The organism is Methylococcus capsulatus str. Texas = ATCC 19069, from assembly GCF_000424685.1.
Taxonomy (GTDB): Bacteria; Pseudomonadota; Gammaproteobacteria; order Methylococcales; family Methylococcaceae; genus Methylococcus; species Methylococcus capsulatus.
On sequence record NZ_AUKJ01000018.1, the window covers coordinates 70,019 to 82,889 of the forward strand.

Annotated in this window: 14 protein-coding genes; all 14 read left to right on the forward strand. The window is 62.5% G+C overall.

Features of this window, described 5'->3' with window-relative positions:
• Nucleotides 1-153 precede the first annotated feature (153 nt).
• The 14 genes from pap (at nucleotide 154) to H156_RS0106500 (ending at nucleotide 12,788) form a co-directional block, all read left to right on the forward strand.
• Nucleotides 154-1,626 carry a polyphosphate:AMP phosphotransferase gene (gene pap, locus H156_RS0106435; RefSeq protein WP_017364786.1) on the forward strand — a complete coding sequence of 491 codons (1,473 nt, stop codon included), beginning with the start codon at nucleotides 154-156 and terminating at the stop codon, nucleotides 1,624-1,626.
• An 82-nt stretch (nucleotides 1,627-1,708) separates the two neighbouring features.
• The gene (gene mnmG / locus H156_RS0106440; RefSeq protein ID WP_017364785.1) at nucleotides 1,709-3,586 is read left to right on the forward strand and encodes a tRNA uridine-5-carboxymethylaminomethyl(34) synthesis enzyme MnmG; all 1,878 of its coding nucleotides are present in this window, start codon (nucleotides 1,709-1,711) and stop codon (nucleotides 3,584-3,586) included.
• Nucleotides 3,586-4,218, forward strand: coding sequence for a 16S rRNA (guanine(527)-N(7))-methyltransferase RsmG (rsmG, locus tag H156_RS0106445; protein ID WP_017364784.1), 633 nt, complete (start codon nucleotides 3,586-3,588; stop codon nucleotides 4,216-4,218). Before mnmG ends, rsmG begins: the two co-directional genes overlap by 1 nt.
• The gene (locus H156_RS0106450; RefSeq protein WP_017364783.1) at nucleotides 4,219-5,007 is read left to right on the forward strand and encodes a ParA family protein; all 789 of its coding nucleotides are present in this window, start codon (nucleotides 4,219-4,221) and stop codon (nucleotides 5,005-5,007) included.
• 21 nt (nucleotides 5,008-5,028) lie between these two features.
• Complete coding sequence (locus H156_RS0106455; protein ID WP_010959377.1) at nucleotides 5,029-5,877, forward strand: ParB/RepB/Spo0J family partition protein; 849 nt, start codon at nucleotides 5,029-5,031, stop codon at nucleotides 5,875-5,877.
• Between the two features lie 55 nt (nucleotides 5,878-5,932).
• Nucleotides 5,933-6,304, forward strand: coding sequence for an ATP synthase subunit I (locus H156_RS0106460; protein WP_017364782.1), 372 nt, complete (start codon nucleotides 5,933-5,935; stop codon nucleotides 6,302-6,304).
• Nucleotides 6,305-6,331: 27 nt separating this feature from the next.
• Nucleotides 6,332-7,111, forward strand: a complete 780-nt coding sequence (atpB, locus tag H156_RS0106465) for a F0F1 ATP synthase subunit A (protein WP_010959379.1) — start codon at nucleotides 6,332-6,334, stop codon at nucleotides 7,109-7,111.
• 55 nt (nucleotides 7,112-7,166) lie between these two features.
• A complete protein-coding gene (gene atpE / locus H156_RS0106470) occupies nucleotides 7,167-7,412 on the forward strand; it encodes a F0F1 ATP synthase subunit C (protein WP_010959380.1) in 246 nt (81 codons plus the stop codon).
• A gap of 62 nt (nucleotides 7,413-7,474) precedes the next feature.
• Entirely contained in the window at nucleotides 7,475-7,948 is a 474-nt protein-coding gene (locus H156_RS0106475; RefSeq protein ID WP_010959381.1) for a F0F1 ATP synthase subunit B, read from the forward strand.
• A 6-nt stretch (nucleotides 7,949-7,954) separates the two neighbouring features.
• Nucleotides 7,955-8,491, forward strand: a complete 537-nt coding sequence (locus H156_RS0106480) for a F0F1 ATP synthase subunit delta (protein WP_017364781.1) — start codon at nucleotides 7,955-7,957, stop codon at nucleotides 8,489-8,491.
• Between the two features lie 15 nt (nucleotides 8,492-8,506).
• Complete coding sequence (gene atpA, locus H156_RS0106485; protein WP_017364780.1) at nucleotides 8,507-10,048, forward strand: F0F1 ATP synthase subunit alpha; 1,542 nt, start codon at nucleotides 8,507-8,509, stop codon at nucleotides 10,046-10,048.
• Nucleotides 10,049-10,058: 10 nt separating this feature from the next.
• Nucleotides 10,059-10,922 carry a F0F1 ATP synthase subunit gamma gene (gene atpG, locus H156_RS0106490; RefSeq protein ID WP_017364779.1) on the forward strand — a complete coding sequence of 288 codons (864 nt, stop codon included), beginning with the start codon at nucleotides 10,059-10,061 and terminating at the stop codon, nucleotides 10,920-10,922.
• A gap of 35 nt (nucleotides 10,923-10,957) precedes the next feature.
• Nucleotides 10,958-12,340 (forward strand): F0F1 ATP synthase subunit beta, encoded by a 1,383-nt coding sequence (gene atpD, locus H156_RS0106495; RefSeq protein WP_010959385.1) that lies wholly within the window; start codon nucleotides 10,958-10,960, stop codon nucleotides 12,338-12,340.
• Between the two features lie 25 nt (nucleotides 12,341-12,365).
• Entirely contained in the window at nucleotides 12,366-12,788 is a 423-nt protein-coding gene (locus H156_RS0106500; protein ID WP_010959386.1) for a F0F1 ATP synthase subunit epsilon, read from the forward strand.
• Nucleotides 12,789-12,871: the final 83 nt, after the last annotated feature.

Below are 12,871 nucleotides of genomic sequence, written 5' to 3' on the forward strand. Positions count from 1 at the left end.
GATGGCACCAAAAATGTTGGTAAAACGAGGCTGACATGTAGATGGATTGTGGATAACTTGATCCCATCCGGGCATCGCGAGCGACCGCACACGTTATGCACAGGGAACGACCCGGTTTTTCCCCTCTCCCTTCCGCCTCCAGGAGCCGCGCCGATGTTCGAAGTCGCAGAACTCAAGTCCAGGCTCGACAAAACCTCCTACGCCGCCCAGCTTCCCGATCTCCGGATGCAACTTCTGGATTTGCAGCAGATGATCGAACCCGCGAGGATCTCGGTCGTGTTCCTGCTGGCGGGTCTGGATTGCGCGGGGAAGGGAGACATCATCCACACGCTGAACGAATGGATGGACCCGCGCTACATGGAGACCCATGCCTTCGGGAGGCCTTCGGAAGACGAACGGGAGCGTCCGAACCACTGGCGTTACTGGATGGCTCAGCCGCGGCGGGGCCGGATCGGGATTTTCTCGGTCGGATGGTACGGACCGCCGCTTGCGGACCGGCTGTATTCGCGTATCGACGAGGCTGCTTTCTTGGCAGAACTGGCTCACATCAACCGTCTGGAAAAGGCCTGGACCAGCGATGGCACCGTGGTGGTCAAATGCTGGCTGCATCTGAGCAAGAAACAGCAGCGCAAAATCATCGAGAAGACCGAGAGCGATCCCGAGACCCGCTGGAAGATCACCGAAACCGAGCACGAGCACCTCAAGCTTTACGACGAATTTGTCGTGATCGCGGAGCAGGCGCTACGGGCGACCAATACCCCGGAGGCCCCGTGGTTCCTGGTCAACGGCTACGATTCGCATTACCGGCGGATCGCCATCGGCCGTCATCTGGCCCAGTGCATCACCGCCCGCCTCGAAGGTGTCCGGGAGCAACACGTCAAACCCGAACCGCCGGTTTCGAGTCCCGGCCCCAGCATCCTTGGCACAGTGGATTTGAAAGCCAGACTCGGAAAAAAAGCCTATCAGGAGGAAAAAACCGCCTTTCAGGCCAAGATCAGCCGCCTGACCCGGCTGGCGCGGCAACGGAAGCGCTCGGCCATGCTGGTGTTCGAGGGTTGGGATGCGGCGGGCAAGGGCGGCGTCATCCGCCGGATCACGCCGGCGATGGATGCGCGCAACTACCGGGTCATTCCGATCCAGGCGCCGACCGACGAGGAAAAGGCGCACCACTACCTCTGGCGGTTCTGGCGGCACCTGCCGCGCGACGGCAACGTCACCATCTACGACCGGAGCTGGTACGGCAGGGTATTGGTGGAACGGGTGGAAGGTTTCGCCAGCGAAGAGGAATGGCATCGTGCCTATTCGGAAATCAACGACTTCGAGGAGGAACTGACCGGCCACGGCATCATCCTGCTCAAGTTCTGGCTGCATATCTCCAAGGACGAGCAGGCCAGACGGTTCCGCGAGCGCGAGCAGACCCGTTACAAGCGTTACAAGATCACCGAGGAAGACTTGCGCAACCGGGAGAAGTGGGATGCCTATGAATTGGCGGTGAACGACATGGTGACCCAGACCAGCACCATCCATGCGCCCTGGCACCTCGTCGCTGCCGACGACAAATACCACGCCCGGATCGAAGTGTTCCGCATCCTATGCAGGGCGTATCAGCGGGAGCTGAATGGCTAGATTTGCCTAACGGCATGAAAAATCTGGTAAACTCCGCCCCCTCAAGCCATTCCCAACCGGGCTGGAACCGGTGGAGTCCCCGATGTTTTTCGACGATGAGTTCGACGTGATCGTAGTCGGCGGCGGACACGCCGGCACCGAGGCCGCCCTGGCCGCGGCGCGGACGGGTGCGCGCACCCTGTTGTTGACGCAGAACGTCGAGACCCTGGGCCAGATGAGCTGCAATCCGGCCATCGGCGGCATCGGCAAGGGGCATCTGGTGAAGGAAATCGATGCCATGGGCGGCCTCATGGCACGGGCAGCGGACCGGGCAGGTATCCAGTTCCGCATCCTCAACGCGAGCAAGGGGCCCGCCGTGCGCGCGACCCGGGCACAGGCGGACCGCAGCCTCTACCGCAAGGCGGTGCGCGAGGGCCTGAGCGCCCAGGAAAACCTCAGCCTGTTCCAGCAGACCGTGGTCGACTTGATCGTCGAAGGTCGCAGAGCGGCCGGGGTCGTTACCCAGATGGGGCTCAAGTTCCGTTCCCGCTGCGTGGTGCTCACCGTCGGGACGTTCCTGGCCGGACGCATCCACATCGGCCTGGAAAACTACGATGGCGGCCGGGCGGGCGATCCGCCGGCGACCGATCTGGCGCGGCGCCTGCGTGATCTGGGGTTCAAGGTCGCCCGGCTGAAGACCGGTACCCCTCCGCGCATCGACCGCCGCAGCGTCGACTTCAGCCGGATGGCGGAACAGCCGGGCGATGACCCCACGCCGGTGTTTTCCTTCCTCGGCACGCGCGAGGAGCACCCGCCTCAGGTATCGTGTTACATCACCCGTACCAACGAACGTACCCATGAGCTGATTCGCGCCGGTCTCGACCGGTCGCCGATGTTCACCGGCGTGATTGAAGGCATTGGCCCGCGCTACTGTCCTTCCATCGAAGACAAGGTGGTGCGCTTCGCCGAGCGCGATTCACACCAGATTTTCGTCGAGCCGGAAGGTCTCGACAGCCTGGAAATCTATCCCAACGGCATTTCCACCAGTCTCCCCTTCGACGTCCAGCTTGCCGTGGTGCGCTCGATCCAGGGGTTCGAGGACGCTCGGATCACCCGCCCCGGCTATGCGATCGAATACGATTTCTTCGACCCGCGGGACCTCCGTCATTCGCTCGAGACACGTCACATGGAGAACCTGTTTTTCGCCGGCCAGATCAACGGCACCACGGGTTACGAGGAGGCCGCTGCGCAGGGGTTGCTGGCGGGTTTGAACGCTGCGCGCAAAGCGCGTGACTTGGAACCCTGGTGGCCGGGCCGGGACGAGGCCTACCTCGGCGTGCTGGTCGACGACCTCATCACCCGCGGCACCTCCGAACCGTACCGTATGTTCACCAGCCGCGCCGAGTACCGCCTGGTGCTGCGCGAAGACAATGCCGACCTGCGCCTCACCGAAACCGGCCGCGCCCTGGGACTGGTGGACGATGCCCGCTGGTCGGCATTCGAAGCCAAGCGCGAAGCCATCGAGACGCTGGGCGCGCGTCTTGCCGCCCGGCGCATCCGCCCCGACAGCAGTCAAGCCGAAAGCTGGAACGCGCTCACCGAAATACCGCTGCAACGCGAAGCCAGCCTGCTGGAACTGCTCAGACGCCCGGATGTCGGGCTGGAACACCTTGCCGGCCATGCTCCGGAGCTGTTCGAAGGCATGGACAGGGCGGTGCGTGAACAGGTGGAAATCGCAGCCAAGTACACCGGCTACATCGAACGCCAGCAGGCCGAAATCGAACGCGTCCGGCGCTACGAGGCCTGGCAATTGCCGGACTCCATGGATTACGGCAAGGTCGTCGGGCTCTCCAGCGAAGTGCGGGAAAAGCTCGGCCGCGTCAGGCCCGCCACCGTCGGCCAGGCGGCGCGTATCCCGGGCATCACGCCGGCGGCGATCTCGCTGCTGCTGGTACACCTGCGCCGAACCGGCGCTGCGTGATGTCTCCGAACGCGATGCTCGAGCGGGGCCTGAGCGAACTGGGGTCGGATGCCGGGGGCGATCAGCGCGAACGTCTGCTTCGATTTCTCGAACTGCTGCGCAAATGGAACCGGGTGTACAGTCTCACGGCCATCGAAGACCTCTGCGAAGGCGTGCGGCTTCACCTCCTGGACAGCCTTTCGATCGCATCCTTCCTTCATGGCAGGCGGGTGCTGGACGTGGGGACGGGCCCGGGACTGCCCGGCATTCCCTTGGCGATCGTGCAGCCGGAGCGGCGATTCGTACTGCTCGACTGCAATGCGAAGAAGATCCGTTTCGTCCGGCAGGCGGTGATCGAACTGGGCCTGGCCAATGTCGTGCCGGTGCAGGCGCGGATCGAATCTTTCACCGATGCCGAGGGTTTCGACTGCGTGTTGGCGCGGGCCTATGCCTCGCTGGCGGAAATCTGGACCGATGCGGCACCCCTGCTCAGGACCGGCGGTACGGTGCTGGCCCTCAAGGGGCGCCGGCCCGAGGCCGAACTCGGCGACCTGCCGGCCGGCGTCGCGGTCGGCATCCATCGGCTGCGGGTGCCCGGCGTGGAAGCGGAAAGGCATCTTGCAGAACTGAAGCCGACAGGGCAGGATTCGTAAATGGGCAAGGCAAAGATCATAGCAATCGCGAACCAGAAAGGGGGGGTCGGCAAGACCACGACCGGTGTCAATCTGGCGGCATCGCTCGCGGCCACGAAAAACAGAGTGCTGCTGATCGATCTCGATCCCCAGGGCAACGCGACCATGGGATGCGGTGTCGACAAGCGCTCGCTGAGCCGGTCCAGCTACCAGGTGCTGATCCGGGAGGCGCCGGCGTCCGAAGCGATCATCGAACTCGATGGGCCGGGTTTCGATCTGATTCCCAGCAATTCGGACCTCGCGGCCGCGCAGGTCGATCTTCTGCAGATCGAAGGACGCGACCGTTGCCTGAGGGAGGCGCTCGAACCCTGTCTCGGCCGTTACCGGTTCATCCTGATCGACTGTCCACCCTCCCTGAACATGCTGACGGTCAACGCCCTGGTGGCGGCGGACAGCGTGCTGATCCCCATGCAATGCGAGTACTACGCGCTGGAAGGCCTGTCCGATCTGATGGACACCCTGGGCAAGATCCGCGCGACCGTGAATCCCCGGCTGGCGGTGGAAGGCCTGCTGCGCACGATGTACGACACCCGCAGCCGGCTTGCCAACGAGGTTTCCGAACAACTCCTCGAGCATTTCCCGGACCGTGTGTTCCGCACCGTCATCCCTCGCAACATCCGCTTGGCCGAGGCGCCGAGTCACGGCGTGCCGGTCATGTATCACGACAAGAGTTCCAAGGGGGCGTTGGCCTATCTGGCGCTGGCCGGTGAAATCGTCCGGCGCAACGAGCGTAAGACCGCCGCCGCATAGAAAACGAGTGAATCGACGAGCATGAAGAAACCCGCCCTGGGCAGGGGCCTGGAAGCCCTGCTGGGAGAAGCCAGGCTGGATCCGAAGCAGGAGTCTTTGCGCAAACTCCCCATCGAGCATTTGGAACCGAGCCCGTTTCAGCCGCGCAAGGATTTCGACTCTGCCAAGTTGCGCGAACTTGCCGACTCCATCAGTGCGCAGGGCATCGTCCAGCCGATCGTGGTGCGTTCCGCGGAGCCGGGGCGTTACCAGATCGTCGCCGGCGAACGGCGCTGGCGCGCGGCCCAGCTCGCCGGCGTCCGCGAGGTGCCGGTCGTGGTGCGCGAAGTGCCGGACCAAGCCGCCCTCGCCATTGCGCTGATCGAAAACATCCAGCGCGAAGATTTGAATCCGCTGGAAGAAGCCGAGGCGATCCAGCGTCTGCTGGAAGAGCATCGGATGACCCATCAGCAAGTGGCCGATGCCCTCGGCAAGTCCCGCGTCACCATCACCAACCTCAACCGCCTCAACGACTTGCATCCCGATGCCAAGGCACTGCTGCGCGCCGGCGAGATCGACATGGGCCATGCCCGGGCCCTGCTCGCCCTGCCTTACGGCCAGCAGGGCGAAGCCGCCCGGCGTGTGGCCGAAAAGCGCCTGAGCGTGCGGGAAACCGAGTCCCTGGTGAATGGTCTGTTGAAAGCCGCCGACGCCGGTCCGAAGCCGGCCAAGGTCGTCGACCCCGACATCGCCCGGTTGGAACGTCGCATGACCGAGCGCCTGGGCGCCGGCGTCCGGATCCAGCATGGCGCAAAAGGGGCGGGCAGGCTCGTCATCTCCTATGCCAGCCTGGAGCAGCTCGAGGGTTTGCTGGCGCGCTTCGAAGGCTGAACCGGTTTGATCTTTGGAAAACCCGCTGCTATGATGCCGCGGCGTTTGTGCGGGGATGCCTGAAATGTTGGGCGGGCGTTTGTACGGGGGGGTACGACGGATCATCCGCTGGCAACTCGTCGTGATGGTTGCCTGCGGAGTGATTGCCTACGTTGCGGGCGGATGGAAAACAGCAATATCGGCATCTGCAGGGGGGCTGATCGCATTCGTACCGAATGCGTTCTTCGCGCTCCGTTTCGGCTTCTTCGACCCGACCCGGAGTGCCCGCGACATCGTACGGGCCTTCTATGTCGGCGAGTCCATGAAGCTCGTCTTGACCGGCGTCCTGTTCTTCCTGGCATTCCAATTCCGCGAACTGGAATTTTTGCCGCTTTTCTCCGGATTTATAGTGGCACTCGGGGTGTATTGGATCGCCCTGCTGCAATGAATTTGAACAACTAGAGCAAGGCTGACAATGGCGACAGAAGCGCACGATGCCGGTGGCGCCACCGGTTACATCGTCCATCACCTGACCCCCCTCTCTTCCGGTGAGGGTTTCTGGACACTGCATGTGGATACGCTGTTCTTTTCGGTGTTCCTCGGCGCGGTGTTCCTGTTTTTCTTCCGTAAGGCCGCCGAACAGGCGACGGCCGGCGTGCCCGGTCCTTTCCAGAACTTCGTCGAGATGATCGTCGAGTTCGTCGACACCCAGGTCAAGGACAGTTTCCATGGCCGCAATGCCCTGATCGCCCCGCTGGCCCTGAGTATCTTCGCCTGGGTCTTCCTGATGAACGCCATGGATCTCCTGCCGGTCGACCTGCTGCCGGACGTGGGCAAGGCGATCGGCCTCGAATATCTGCGCGTGGTCCCGAGCACCGACCTCAACGCCACCTTCGGCATGTCGATCTCGGTGTTTTTCCTGATCATTTTCTACAGCCTGAAGGTCAAGGGCCCGGGCCATTTCGCGATGGAATTCCTGTTCCATCCATTCAGCCACTGGGCGCTGGTCCCCTTCAATCTGTTGCTGAACACCGTCGAGTACCTGGCCAAGCCGGTCTCTCTCGGCTTGCGACTGTTCGGCAACATGTATGCGGGCGAATTGATCTTCATCCTGATCGCGCTGCTGCCCTGGTGGGTGCAGCCGGCACTGAGCTTCCCTTGGGCGGTGTTCCACATCCTGATCATCACGCTGCAAGCGTTCATATTCATGGTGCTGACCATCGTCTATCTCAGTCTGGCGCACGAAAGCCACTAAGGGATGCTCCCGGTTCTTCTTTCTAAATCACTTTAACTGACCTTTTGGAGGAAAAATGGAAACTGTATACGGTATGACCGCGATTGCTGTCGGCATCATCCTGGGCCTGGGCGCCATGGGTACCGCCATCGGCTTTGGGCTGCTCGGCGGCAAGTTCCTGGAAGGCGCCGCCCGTCAGCCGGAAATGGTACCGATGCTGCAGGTCAAGATGTTCATCGTTGCGGGTCTGCTCGACGCAGTGACCATGATCGGCGTCGGCCTCGCTCTCTTCTTCACCTTCGCGAACCCGTTCGTGAAGTAAGCTGACCCTTCGCATACGGTTGGAACCCTAGCGAAAGCACTCAAGCAAGTGAGGACAGCGCCGTGAACATCAATGCCACGCTATTTGGGCAAATGGTCACATTCGCGCTTCTGGTGTGGTTCACCATGAAGTACGTCTGGCCGCCCCTGTTGCAAGCGCTGGAAGAGCGCAAGAAAAAAATCGCCGAAGGTCTGGCTGCCGCCGAAAAAGGCAAGCACGAAATGGAGCTTGCCGAAAAGCGTGCGACCGCCGCCTTGAAGGAGGCCAAAGACCAGGCTGCGGAGATCGTGAACCAGGCTCAAAAGCGCGCCAATGCCCTGGTGGACGAATCCAAGGAAGCGGCCAAGATCGAGGGTGAGCGTATCCTCGCCAATGCCCGGTCCGAGATCGACCGCGAGCTGGAGAATGCCAAGGAAGAACTCCGCAAACAGGTTTCTGCCCTGGCGATCAGTGCCGCCGAGAAGATCCTGCAGCGGGAGGTCGACCAGAAAAAGCACAAGGAAATCCTCGCCGGACTCGGCAAGCAGTTGGGCTAGACACCGATGAGCGAACTGACCACCCTGGCTCGGCCCTACGCCGTCGCCGTATTCAAAGCGGCCAAGGAAGCCGGCAACATCCAGGAATGGGCCGACATGCTCGAATTCCTCAAGCAGGTCATGGCCGATCCCCTCATGCAACGGGCCGCCAGTGATCCGAAGGCAGGCAAAGACAGGTTCATCGCCAACTTCTTGGATCTCTGCAAAGGTCACGTCATCCCGGAAGGCGAGAATTTCATTCGTCTCCTGGCGAGCAATGGCCGCCTGGGGCTGGTCGGGACGATCGCCGACATGTTCGCCGAGTTCCGGGCGGAAGAGGAAGGTTACGTCGATGTCGATGTCATTACCGCTTACCCGCTCGAAGAGAGCGAAACAACGAATCTCAATGCGTTGGTGGAAAAGTGGATGTCGCGTAAGGGGCGCCTTCACGTCACCGTGGATGAATCCCTGATCGCCGGCGTGGTTCTTCGCGCCGGTGGCCGGGTCGTCGATGCTTCCGTCCATGGCCAGCTCCAGCGATTGGCGAAACGACTCTCCAATTAGTAATGAGACAGTATCATGCAACTGAACGCGTCTGAAATCAGTGATCTCATCAAGCAGAGGATCGGAAAATTCGATCTGGGCGTTGAGTCACGCAGTGAAGGAACCATCGTCAGCCTGACCGACGGCATCGTCCGCATCCATGGCCTCCAGGACGTGATGCAAGGGGAAATGGTGGAGTTTCCGGGCAATACCTACGGCATGGCGCTCAACCTGGAGCGCGATTCCGTCGGTGCCGTGGTGCTCGGTTCCTATGAGCACCTTTCCGAAGGCGACACCGCCAAATGCACCGGGCGCATTCTGGAAGTGCCGGTGGGTGAAGCGCTGCTCGGCCGCGTGGTCGACGCGCTGGGCAATCCGATCGACGGAGCCGGCCCGATCGATGCGAAGCTGTTCTCGCCGATCGAGAAGATCGCCCCGGGTGTCATTTCGCGCCAGTCGGTGAGCCAGCCGCTGCAGACCGGCCTCAAGGCCATCGACTCGATGATCCCGGTGGGCCGGGGCCAGCGCGAGCTGATCATCGGTGACCGTCAGACCGGAAAGACCGCCATCGCGATCGACGCCATCATCAACCAGAAGGGCACCGGGGTTAAGTGCATCTATGTCGCCGTCGGCCAGAAGCAGTCGTCGATCGCCAACGTGGTGCGCAAGCTGCAGGAACACGGCGCGATGGAGCACACCATCGTCGTGTCGGCCTCGGCCTCCGAATCCGCGGCGCTGCAGTTCATCGCCCCTTATGCCGGTTGCGCGATGGGCGAATATTTCCGCGACCGCGGCGAAGATGCGCTCATCGTCTATGACGACCTCACCAAGCAGGCCTGGGCCTACCGTCAGATCTCGCTGCTGCTGCGGCGTCCCCCAGGGCGCGAAGCCTATCCGGGCGACGTGTTCTACCTGCATTCGCGCCTGTTGGAACGGGCTTCGCGGATCAATGCGGAAGAGGTCGAGCGTCTCACCAAGGGCGAGGTGAAAGGCAAGACCGGTTCATTGACCGCCCTGCCCATCATCGAAACCCAGGCCGGTGACGTTTCCGCCTTCGTGCCGACCAACGTGATCTCGATCACCGATGGCCAGATTTTCCTGGAAACCAACCTGTTCAACGCAGGTATCCGCCCGGCCGTGAACGCCGGTCTGTCGGTGTCGCGTGTGGGCGGCGCGGCCCAGACCAAGGTGATCAAGAAGCTCGGCGGCGGCATCCGTCTCGACCTCGCCCAGTACCGCGAGCTCGCGGCGTTCGCCCAGTTCGCGTCCGACTTGGACGAGGCGACCCGTAAGCAGATCGAGCGTGGCCAGCGGGTCACCGAGCTGATGAAGCAGAACCAGTATTCGCCGATGAGCATCGCCCAGATGGCCGTCTCCCTGTTCGCCGCCAACGAGGGATATCTGGATGACGTCGAGGTCAGCAAGGTGCGTGACTTCGAGGATGCCCTACAGGAGTACATGAAGTCGCAGTGTGCCGAACTGCTGAAGTCGATCGACGCCACCGGCGATTACAACGACGCGATCCAGGCCGGCTTGCACGAAGCGATCAAGAAGTTCAAAGCGACTCACGCCTGGTGAAGGTGCAGCCATGGCCGTCGGCAAAGAAATCCGCATAAAGATCGCGAGCGTCCGCAACACACAGAAGATCACGCGCGCCATGGAAATGGTTGCGGCGAGCAAGATGCGCCGTACCCAGGACCGGCTGCAGGCGACCCGTCCGTATGCGCGCAAGATCGCCCGGATCATCAAGCACCTCGCCCAGGCCAACCCGGAGTACAAGAATCCGTTCATGGTCGAACGCCCCGTCAAACGGGTGGGGGTGGTGCTGGTGTCTTCCGACCGTGGTCTGTGCGGGGGGCTGAACTCCAACCTGTTCCGGCTGCTGCTGCGGCGGATGAAGGCATGGGGCGAGGCGGGCGTCGAGGTCCGCTTGGGCGTGATCGGGCAGAAGGGGGCGTCGTTCTTCGGCGGCGTGGGAGCGGACGTCGCCGCCCAGGTCGTCCGCTTGGGTGACACGCCGCACCTCGAGGGCATCATCGGTGTTCTGAAGGTCATGCTGGATGCGTACGGCGAAGGCGAGATCGATGAGCTTTACGTGGCTCACAACGAATTCGTCAACACGATGACGCAGAAGCCGAAGCTGGAGTGCCTGGCCCCGATCAAGGCGGAAGAGCTTTCCGATGAGCTCAAGGGGCATTGGGACTACCTATACGAGCCGGACGCCAAGACCGTGCTGGATGCGCTCATCACCCGCTACATCGAGTCCCTGGTGTTCCAGGGGCTGGTCGAGAACAACGCGTGCGAGCAGGCCGCCCGCATGGTCGCCATGAAGAGTGCCTCCGACAACGCCGGCAAACTCATCAAGGAGTTGCAGCTGATCTACAACAAGGCGCGGCAGGCGGCCATCACGCAGGAGATCGCCGAAATCGTCGGCGGCGCGGCTGCGGTCTAGCGGAATAAATCAATAGATATCCGAAGAGGGCAGAAATGAGTTCTGGGAAAATCGTACAGATCATCGGCGCGGTGGTCGACGCGGAATTTCCGCGCGAATCCTTACCGAAGATTTACGACGCATTGCGCGTCGACGAGGTCGGCCTCGTCCTGGAAGTCCAGCAGCAGCTGGGCGACGGTGTGGTGCGCTGCATCGCCATGGGTTCCACCGACGGGGTCCGGCGCGGCGTCACGGTGACCAACACCGGTGCGCCGATCTCGGTACCGGTGGGCACGGAGACCCTGGGTCGCATCATGAACGTGCTGGGCGATCCCATCGACGAGAAGGGACCGATCGGCGAGAAGGAACGCTGGGGCATCCACCGCAAGGCGCCTTCCTATCAGGACCAGGCGGCCGCCAACGAATTGCTGGAGACCGGCATCAAGGTGATCGACCTGATCTGCCCGTTCGCCAAAGGCGGCAAAGTCGGGCTGTTCGGTGGCGCCGGCGTGGGCAAGACCGTCAACATGATGGAGCTGATCCGCAACATCGCCATCGAACACAGCGGCTACTCGGTGTTCGCGGGCGTAGGCGAACGTACCCGTGAGGGTAACGACTTCTACCACGAAATGAAGGAGTCCAACGTTCTCGACAAGGTGTCGCTGGTTTACGGCCAGATGAACGAACCGCCTGGCAACCGTCTGCGCGTGGCTCTGACCGGCCTGACCATCGCCGAGAAGTTCCGCGACGAAGGCCGTGACGTGCTGCTGTTCATCGACAACATCTACCGCTACACCCTGGCGGGTACGGAAGTGTCGGCCCTGCTCGGGCGCATGCCTTCGGCCGTGGGCTACCAGCCCAACCTGGCGGAGGAAATGGGTATTCTGCAGGAGCGCATCACCTCCACCAAGACCGGTTCCATCACGTCTATCCAGGCCGTGTACGTTCCGGCCGACGACTTGACCGACCCGTCTCCGGCGACCACCTTCGCGCATCTCGACGCCACCGTCGTGCTGTCGCGCCAGATCGCCGAGCTGGGTATCTACCCGGCGGTCGATCCGCTGGATTCCACCAGCCGCCAGCTCGATCCGCTGGTAATCGGGCACGAGCATTACGAGACGACCCGCCGGGTGCAGAGCACTCTGCAGCGCTACAAGGAGCTGCGCGACATCATCGCCATCCTCGGCATGGACGAGCTGTCGGAAAACGACAAGCTGATCGTCTCGCGCGCCCGCAAGATCCAGCGCTTCCTGTCGCAGCCGTTCTTCGTGGCCGAGGTGTTCACCGGCTCGCCCGGCAAGTACGTTCCCCTCAAGGACACGATCGCCGGTTTCAAGGGGATCGTCGACGGAGACTACGACGACGTGCCGGAGCAGGCGTTCTACATGGTCGGTTCGATCGACGAGGCGCTGGAGAAAGCCAAACGCCTGGCCGCTTGACCGGCAGCCATAGGAGGTAACTGAGATGGCCATGACGATGCATGTGGACATCGTGAGTGCGGAAGGCGAGATCTTCTCCGGGCAGGCCGAGCTGGTCGTGGCACCGGGCCAGGAAGGCGAGGTGGGCATCGCCGCCCGGCACGCGCCGTTCCTCTCGCCGCTCAAGCCGGGAGAGGTCAGGGTCAAGAGCGAGGGTCAGGAGCCGTTGTCGTTCTACGTCTCCGGCGGCATGCTGGAGGTGCAGCCGTATCTGGTGACGATCCTTTCGGAAACCGCGGTGCGCGCGAAAGACATCGACGAAGCAGCGGCGCAGGAAGCCAAGCGGGCCGCCGAGGAAGCGCTGGCGGACCGCTCCGGCCGCATGGAATACGCCAAGGCCCAGGCGCAGCTGGCGGAGGCGGTGGCGCAGTTGCGGACGCTGGAGAATTACCGCAAGGGCCGGGCGTAACCGGCCGATCCCGCGGCGGTCAGCGGCCCGGTAAAGGTGATGCTATGCTTCACCTTTACCGGGTTTTTTGTTGGCGGAAATAC

Coding starts and splice junctions, on each gene's coding strand:
- atpD (WP_010959385.1), top strand. CDS start 10,958: ATGAGTTCTGGGAAAATCGTACAGATCATCGGCGCGGTGGTCGACGCG.
- H156_RS0106460 (WP_017364782.1), top strand. CDS start 5,933: ATGCCTGAAATGTTGGGCGGGCGTTTGTACGGGGGGGTACGACGGATC.
- H156_RS0106450 (WP_017364783.1), top strand. CDS start 4,219: ATGGGCAAGGCAAAGATCATAGCAATCGCGAACCAGAAAGGGGGGGTC.
- H156_RS0106455 (WP_010959377.1), top strand. CDS start 5,029: ATGAAGAAACCCGCCCTGGGCAGGGGCCTGGAAGCCCTGCTGGGAGAA.
- H156_RS0106480 (WP_017364781.1), top strand. CDS start 7,955: ATGAGCGAACTGACCACCCTGGCTCGGCCCTACGCCGTCGCCGTATTC.
- atpE (WP_010959380.1), top strand. CDS start 7,167: ATGGAAACTGTATACGGTATGACCGCGATTGCTGTCGGCATCATCCTG.
- atpA (WP_017364780.1), top strand. CDS start 8,507: ATGCAACTGAACGCGTCTGAAATCAGTGATCTCATCAAGCAGAGGATC.
- H156_RS0106500 (WP_010959386.1), top strand. CDS start 12,366: ATGGCCATGACGATGCATGTGGACATCGTGAGTGCGGAAGGCGAGATC.
- atpG (WP_017364779.1), top strand. CDS start 10,059: ATGGCCGTCGGCAAAGAAATCCGCATAAAGATCGCGAGCGTCCGCAAC.
- pap (WP_017364786.1), top strand. CDS start 154: ATGTTCGAAGTCGCAGAACTCAAGTCCAGGCTCGACAAAACCTCCTAC.
- mnmG (WP_017364785.1), top strand. CDS start 1,709: ATGTTTTTCGACGATGAGTTCGACGTGATCGTAGTCGGCGGCGGACAC.
- atpB (WP_010959379.1), top strand. CDS start 6,332: ATGGCGACAGAAGCGCACGATGCCGGTGGCGCCACCGGTTACATCGTC.
- rsmG (WP_017364784.1), top strand. CDS start 3,586: ATGTCTCCGAACGCGATGCTCGAGCGGGGCCTGAGCGAACTGGGGTCG.